This is a genomic window from Phormidium sp. CCY1219 (genome assembly GCF_035615515.1).
Lineage (GTDB): Bacteria > Cyanobacteriota > Cyanobacteriia > Cyanobacteriales > Laspinemataceae > CCY1219.
On sequence record NZ_JAJENT010000762.1, the window covers coordinates 1 to 6,625 of the forward strand.

A 6,625-nucleotide genomic window follows, 5' to 3' on the forward strand; every position below is an offset into this window, starting at 1 on the left:
TCTGGTCTTCTGGTCAGGTGAGCTTGGGAAAATAAAGTCTTACCAAGCCCCTCCCTTTAGGGATGGGGTTCCTGACCACCACGGCGGATAAAGAACAACTGGGAAACCGAGAACGGTTTATTGCTGACCGCCGGATTGGGGTTGGAGCGATCGCACGTAGTCGATCGACTCTCGCGGCGGAATCAGCATAATTTTATTTAACTCGGAATCGTTGCTTTCTTGCAATAGCTGAATGACTCCTTGCAAGTTCACCACCTGAACATCTACGGTTCCTGCCAAATCGGGGTTTTGAGTTCTAAATTGATCTAAAACTCGATCTAATTCTTCTTTGTTAAAAAACAAAGGAATCACTTGTTGATTGCCATTTTGAACCGTTAAGTAGCCATTGTCAGGGCCGCCGGTTGCCAAGAACAGCGGAACCCCATTAAATTGCTCCACTTCTTTGCCATCTTCTCGCAGCACTTCCAATGCTAAATTAACTTGGCGATCGACTGGCACGAAGTCAAATCCGAGTTGTTCGGGATTATTTTGCATTTGCTGCGCCAGTTGATACACTTCGGCTAAAGAAACCGGCACTACCTGCACGTTATTCGCCAACTCTGGATTTTGGGTGGTTAGGCGATCGACAAATGCCAGTGCATCTTGGCGACTGATAAATACTCCGGTCACTGAAGCCCCTTGACCCCCTTCGGAAGTGGAAGCCACCAACGGCGAGCCATTTTCATCGGTAATCGTAAACACCGGCACCGCTCGCAGTTTTTGCATGATTTGCTCTGGCGGTAATGCCAGTGCCCGCGAGCTATTTGCGGTTAGAGAAGGTCCGAGAAGGACACTTCCAACGAGACTTAATACTGCGCCCCAGCGTACAATTGATTTCATTATTACACCTGATAGCGATACAACTTTATTCATTCAATTCACAACAGTCCAACTCAGTCAACCTCAGTTATTTTTTTGGTTTTTTCCCATTTCTAGGGTTGGTTTCATTCCCCTAGCTGACTGCAGAACCCTCCGTTGAGGATGAGTCATTAATTTTCCCGAGACGTTGACTTGTTTTTTGCGTTTTACAGGAGCTTTCTCCCGGTTTACTGAATATTTTAATCTGGTCAAAGGAATTCTGGTAGAATTTCACCACAATGTTGATAAAATTATGCCTGGGGAGAGAGTTGTGCTTTTTGCCAAAGCCGATCGCTTTCACCTCCGGGCGTCGCCATTCTGGCCTTGTCGCACTCTCCTTATTTTTTGGCTTTATCGTACCACATTTTCCCGGGGGTTTGCACTTCACCACCGATGGAAAATGCGCTTTTGTGATTTCAGCACTATGCTGTGGGTTCGGTGTTGCTTCGTAAGCCATGAGCCGCGAGTGGTTTGTTCTGGCATGGTCATGCTCTCTTGAAAGACTCCCTCGACCCGGGGTTGTTCCGATCGCGCTTCTTATTCCCGACGCTTTGTCCCCCTATGTTCTCCCTTGGGGGTTTGGCACTGCTGGCTGGGGATGAGTGGTATTATAGCTGTTTTTTCTGCGCTGGGGTTTGTGTTGATTGGGTGTGTTCTGAGGGGGGGGGAGCTTGCCCGGATGCAGGCCAATTTTGTCGGTTGGATGCCCGTTTAATTTGCACGTTTATATGGAAACTATTGAGTTTTTAAATGTCTATTTTTGGCTAGATAAAATAATTTCGCGCTTTGCAGAAATATTGCCTTGAAAAAAATTCGTGCAACTTAAGTGTATGCGGGAAGTTGGCGATCGGGTTTTTACCCCTTTATCGAAGTGGAGAATAGTGGAGAAAGGAAGATAGAAAGCGATTGCCAGGGAGGGTAATTTTGCGGGGGTGAAGGGGTGGTGATATTTGTAGCGATCGCGAAGCGAGCTGCAACCAAGAGAGGCGAATCCAATCCAAAGGAGCGATCGGGCAATAAAAAACCAGGGGCATGAGGAGAACGATTCCGAGTTCTGGCCGTTTGAGAAGAAGAGTAGCGCGTTGACTACCATTAGATCCCTCTGACTCGGATGCTCCTCGCCCCTGGAGTAGCAGTTATGTAGTAGATGCAATCGGGATGACAGGATTTGAACCTGCGACATCCTGCTCCCAAAGCAGGCGCGCTACCAAGCTGCGCTACATCCCGGAAAGGAATGTTTAAATTATAGCATCAAAATTGCGATCGCCGTCAAGTCTTTGAGATTTTTTTATCTTTTGGGGTAAGGAGGCAGTGGGTTAGGTTGGGGAGAGGGGCGGAACCGGATAGCAGTTTGGGGTAGCGATGGCGATTTTAACCAAATTGAAGGATAAATCGGGAAAAATAGTGACTCAGTAAGTCGCCTTTCAAGGAAAAATAGAGATCTGTACTCTCATTGTCGCATAGCAATATCGAGTTGCATTGATGAAATCTTATCTAGCAGCCGGGCTGCAAATGACCAGCGGACCGGATCTGGGGAAAAACCTAGGTCAGGCAGAAGAACTGATCGACCTGGCGGTGCGCCAGGGTGCCGAGATCGTGGGCTTGCCAGAGAACTTTTCTTTCTTGGGGGAAGAATCCGAGAAAGTGCGGCAAGCCGAGGAAATTTGCCAACAGAGCGAAAAATTCCTGAAAAAGATGGCGCAGCGATTCCAGGTGACGATTCTGGGGGGAGGGTTTCCGGTGCCAGTCAGCCCGGAAAAAGTGTACAACACGGCGCTCCTCGTGGATCCAAGCGGAGCGGAATTGGTGCGCTATCAGAAAGTCCATTTATTTGACGTCAACGTACCCGACGGCAATACCTATCAAGAATCGAGTACCGTGCAAGCGGGGGAAGTTTTGCCGCCGATTTACGATTCCGAGACCTTTGGAACCCTGGGTTTTTCAGTTTGCTACGACGTTCGCTTTCCGGAACTGTATCGCCATCTGTCCCATAAAGGGGCGGAAATTTTATTCGTGCCGGCAGCCTTTACCGCTTACACCGGGAAAGACCACTGGCAGGTGTTGCTACAGGCGCGGGCGATTGAAAATACCTGCTACGTGATTGCGCCGGCACAAACCGGACGACACTATGGGATGCGACAATCCCACGGACATGCGATGATTATCGACCCTTGGGGGACGATTGTAGCGGATGCGGGGGACAAACCGGGGGTAGCGATCGCGGAAGTCAGCCCTTCGCGCTTGGAGCAAGTCCGTCGGCAAATGCCCTCGTTGCAACATCGAGTCTTCAGTTGAAAGAAAATTTTTGCTGCTCTGGAGTCCGTGGCGATCGCGGCGGAGGTTAAACCCTCGCCCCCAGGGGGTTTAGCCGCACTGAGGCCCCGGGGCACCATAAAGTAAAGATTATAACATTCCTCAGCTTTTCTATCCGAGGAATGTTTCATTCTGTGGAGACAATATACAAAGCAGGTAAATTAGACAAGATGAGTTCTGCAAAATAGATGGCAGATTTCCTTAGTTTGGTGAATTCATTCACCGCAACCGTTTCCTTTTCCGCGTTCGATAAAATGGTGCCCCTGTTGGCCAGTGCCGAAGCCGCTGAAGTAGCTGAGGTGGCCGAAGAAGCTGCGGAGGCTGATGAAGCCTTGGTGGTGGCGGGGGTGCTGCTGAGTTTAATCACAATCTACCTAGCCAGCAAAATTGGCGGCGAGATTTGTGCCCGCATCAATCTCCCCCCGGTTTTAGGCGATCTCGTTGGTGGGGTGGTGATTGGGGTGTCGGTCCTCAAGCTGTTGGTGTTTCCCGAAGGCGGGGAAGATGCCAGCAGTTCGGTAATTATGGGATTCGTGCAAAGCACGACCGATTTGGAGCCTTCTGCGCTCGTGGCAACGTTCCAATCCCAAAGTGAAGTCATTGCAATTTTGGCTGAACTGGGGGTGATTATTCTGCTGTTTGAAATCGGCCTGGAATCAGAACTCAAAGAACTGATTAAATACGGTCCGCAAGCAGCGGTGGTTGCCGTGGTGGGGGTTGTGGCTCCCTTTGTGGCCGGTACGGTGGGCTTGATTACCCTTTTTCACGTGGCGACGATTCCGGCGATTTTCGCGGGGGCGGCCCTGACGGCTACCAGTATCGGAATTACGGCGAAGGTACTGGCGGAAATCGGGCGCTTGAGCGCGAAAGAAGGTCAAATTATCATCGGCGCTGCGGTGCTCGATGATATTCTCGGGATTATCGTCCTGGCAGTGGTGGCGAGTCTGGTGAAAACCGGAGAGGTGGAAGTAGCCAATATTGCCTATCTGATTGTCAGTGCTGGGGCGTTTCTGGTGGGCGTGATTCTGTTGGGTCGCTTTCTCAGTCCGTATTATGTGGGACTGGTGAAAGAACTCAAAACGCGCGGCCCGTTGTTGATTTCGGCGCTGATTATTGCGTTTGTGTTAGCCTATGTGGGCGCTGCTATTCAACTAGAAGCCATTCTCGGTGCGTTTGCGGCGGGTCTGGTTCTCGGCGAAACAGACAAACAACAAGAACTCGAAGAGCAGGTGGTTCCGGTTTCTGATGTGTTCGTGCCGATTTTCTTCGTGGTGGTGGGTGCGAAAACCAACCTCGGGGTTCTCAATCCGGCAGATCCGAGCAATCGGGAAGGCTTAATTATTGCGACGTTTTTAATTGTAGTGGCGATTATTGGGAAGACGATCGCTGGCTTTACGATTTTTGGTCAACCGGAGATCAATCGCTTGGCGATCGGCATTGGCATGATTCCCCGAGGTGAAGTGGGATTGGTCTTTGCTGGGGTCGGCGCTGCTAGCGGGGCTCTTTCTGAATCGTTGGAAGCGGCGATTATTATGATGGTCATCCTGACGACTTTTGTGGCTCCTCCTTTGTTAAGGGTGGTGTTTAAAGAAGAAGAACCACTCCCTCAACCGGAAAGTGTGGGTTCGAGTCAGGAGTGATTCACTCTGCAACCTTTGAGGTTTTTGCTTGAAATGCGGGGCATTCATGGTGATGAATGCCCCGCATTTATCGGATGCTATCCGACGCTGACTTCATCGGTGTTCACCGCTGTGGCACCATACACGCCACTGGCGACTTCCACTACTCGGTCGAGATCCTCTTGGGAGGGCACTTCGCCTTTTAAGACTACGGTGCCTCCAGTTTGGGCGACCCACAGTCTTTCAAAGTCGTCGGTGTCGGGATTTTGGTCCAAGGCGAGGGCGACTCGCTTGGCTAAACCACTTTGGTCGTATTCTCCATTTAGTCCCAAGCGTTCTGGGGGAATGCCTTCTTCTTGGGGTGCTTTGGGAACGCTGTAGCTCTGTGCTGGAGCTTCAGGGTCTTCTGGCGGGGGGGCTTCGATAGTTTCTTCTTCAGTTTCGGGTTTTTCTAAACCAAAGAGTCGTTTTAACCAACCCATTTGTTGTTCTCCTAACGTAAGGTTGTTCAGATTCTATGCCATATCTATGGCAATTCTATTGCACTTGGGGGAGGATATTGTCAAGCGATCGCTGCTGGCACGCAGACCGCGAAAGGCTCTCCACTCCCCCGGGGTTGCTGTTCTCCTGACGGGAGTTATGCGCCGCGATCGGGGGCTACACTCCCTGCGGCCCGGCAACTGAGCTACTTTTCGCTGCGGATCGGGAGTGTCCGGAAAGGGGAGGATTGAAAATTTAGAATTGACAATTGAAAATTTAGAATTGACAATTGAAAATTTAGAATTGGTGTGAGTGGGGAGGTGGGGGGGTGTTTTCAATCAACAATCCGCAATTAATAATCGAACGCCCCAAGAGTTTAGGATTTTGTTAAAAAGCGTCCTCCCCTAGGTTTCTCGCGATAAAATTTAGCTTGAACAGACTTATGCAGCGAAAAATAGTAGCGATCGCAGCTTTTGGATCGCTTCGAAAACTATGAAACACACTCTTTCTGTTTTGGTCGAAGATGAAGCAGGGGTCTTGACTCGGATCGCTGGCTTGTTTGCCCGTCGCGGTTTCAACATCGAAAGCTTAGCCGTCGGACCGGCGGAGAAATTGGGCATTTCTCGGATTACAATGGTGGTTCCGGGAGACGATCGCGTTATCGAGCAGTTGACCAAACAACTTTACAAGCTCATCAACGTGATCAAGGTTCTCGATATCACCGAAACCCCTTGCGTTGAGCGCGAGTTGATGTTGCTCAAGGTGAATGCCTCTAGCGCGACTCGCTCTGAAATTATCGAACTGGCGCAAATTTTCCGCGCCCGGATCGTGGATGTGGGCGAAGATTCGGTGATGGTTGAAGTGGTGGGCGATCCCGGAAAAATGGTGGCGATCGTTCAGGTTCTCAACAAGTTCGGGATCCGCGAAATTGCCCGCACTGGCAAAATTGCCCTCACTCGCGAGTCCGGGGTCAATACCGAGTTTCTCAAGTCTTTGGAAGCTAAGGTTCAATAGTTTCCCCTCGATGGGTGGCTCTCTAACCCCTCGTGGCACCCCAAGGGCACCCGATTTTCGCTTCGCCGATGTTATCCTCGCCCTGTGCTAAAGATAGGGTGGGCCATCCCCACCCTATTGCGCTGTATGGGGGAAAATCGCGATCGCGCCCGATAAAAGCTTGATATTTTTTTGCAGAGATGATATAATAGTCGGTGGAGCAATTCCCCCAGGCAGCGCACATACGCAATCAAAGCAATGCTTAACGACCCTGCCTGCCCCCACAGTTTCATTATACCCGATGCCCTTTTTTTTGTCAACTG

6 protein-coding genes and 1 tRNA gene are annotated in these 6,625 nt (G+C 50.4%); 4 read left to right on the forward strand and 3 right to left on the reverse strand.

The annotated features are described in order from the left end of the window. Positions 1 to 117 precede the first annotated feature (117 nt). Both LKK83_RS23190 and LKK83_RS23195 read right to left on the reverse strand, forming a co-directional pair. On the reverse strand, positions 118 to 912 hold the full coding sequence (locus LKK83_RS23190) for a Tic22 family protein (protein ID WP_324633759.1): 795 nt from the start codon (positions 910 to 912) through the stop codon (positions 118 to 120). Positions 913 to 2,050: 1,138 nt separating this feature from the next. Beyond that, positions 2,051 to 2,124 (reverse strand) — tRNA-Pro (locus LKK83_RS23195). Positions 2,125 to 2,379: 255 nt separating this feature from the next. Between LKK83_RS23195 and LKK83_RS23200 the strand changes: the two genes are divergently transcribed. Continuing rightward, a complete protein-coding gene (locus LKK83_RS23200; protein ID WP_324633760.1) occupies positions 2,380 to 3,192 on the forward strand; it encodes a carbon-nitrogen hydrolase family protein in 813 nt (270 codons plus the stop codon). Between the two features lie 206 nt (positions 3,193 to 3,398). Beyond that, positions 3,399 to 4,850 (forward strand): cation:proton antiporter, encoded by a 1,452-nt coding sequence (locus LKK83_RS23205; RefSeq protein WP_442957358.1) that lies wholly within the window; start codon positions 3,399 to 3,401, stop codon positions 4,848 to 4,850. A gap of 77 nt (positions 4,851 to 4,927) precedes the next feature. Here LKK83_RS23205 and LKK83_RS23210 read toward each other — a convergent pair whose 3' ends face one another. Beyond that, positions 4,928 to 5,311, reverse strand: coding sequence for a BON domain-containing protein (locus LKK83_RS23210; protein ID WP_324633761.1), 384 nt, complete (start codon positions 5,309 to 5,311; stop codon positions 4,928 to 4,930). 46 nt (positions 5,312 to 5,357) lie between these two features. On the opposite strand from LKK83_RS23210, the gene LKK83_RS23215 reads away from it, so the two are divergent. Together LKK83_RS23215 and ilvN are read left to right on the forward strand one after the other, a co-directional pair. After that, a complete protein-coding gene (locus tag LKK83_RS23215; RefSeq protein WP_324633762.1) occupies positions 5,358 to 5,513 on the forward strand; it encodes a hypothetical protein in 156 nt (51 codons plus the stop codon). A gap of 288 nt (positions 5,514 to 5,801) precedes the next feature. Next, positions 5,802 to 6,323, forward strand: coding sequence for an acetolactate synthase small subunit (ilvN, locus tag LKK83_RS23220; RefSeq protein ID WP_324633763.1), 522 nt, complete (start codon positions 5,802 to 5,804; stop codon positions 6,321 to 6,323). Positions 6,324 to 6,625: the final 302 nt, after the last annotated feature.

Excerpts from the sequence above, each read along its gene's own strand:
- LKK83_RS23215 (WP_324633762.1), top strand. The coding sequence starts at position 5,358 with ATGGCAATTCTATTGCACTTGGGGGAGGATATTGTCAAGCGATCGCTG.
- LKK83_RS23210 (WP_324633761.1), bottom strand. The coding sequence starts at position 5,311 with ATGGGTTGGTTAAAACGACTCTTTGGTTTAGAAAAACCCGAAACTGAA.
- LKK83_RS23205 (WP_442957358.1), top strand. The coding sequence starts at position 3,399 with ATGGCAGATTTCCTTAGTTTGGTGAATTCATTCACCGCAACCGTTTCC.
- LKK83_RS23200 (WP_324633760.1), top strand. The coding sequence starts at position 2,380 with ATGAAATCTTATCTAGCAGCCGGGCTGCAAATGACCAGCGGACCGGAT.
- ilvN (WP_324633763.1), top strand. The coding sequence starts at position 5,802 with ATGAAACACACTCTTTCTGTTTTGGTCGAAGATGAAGCAGGGGTCTTG.
- LKK83_RS23190 (WP_324633759.1), bottom strand. The coding sequence starts at position 912 with ATGAATAAAGTTGTATCGCTATCAGGTGTAATAATGAAATCAATTGTA.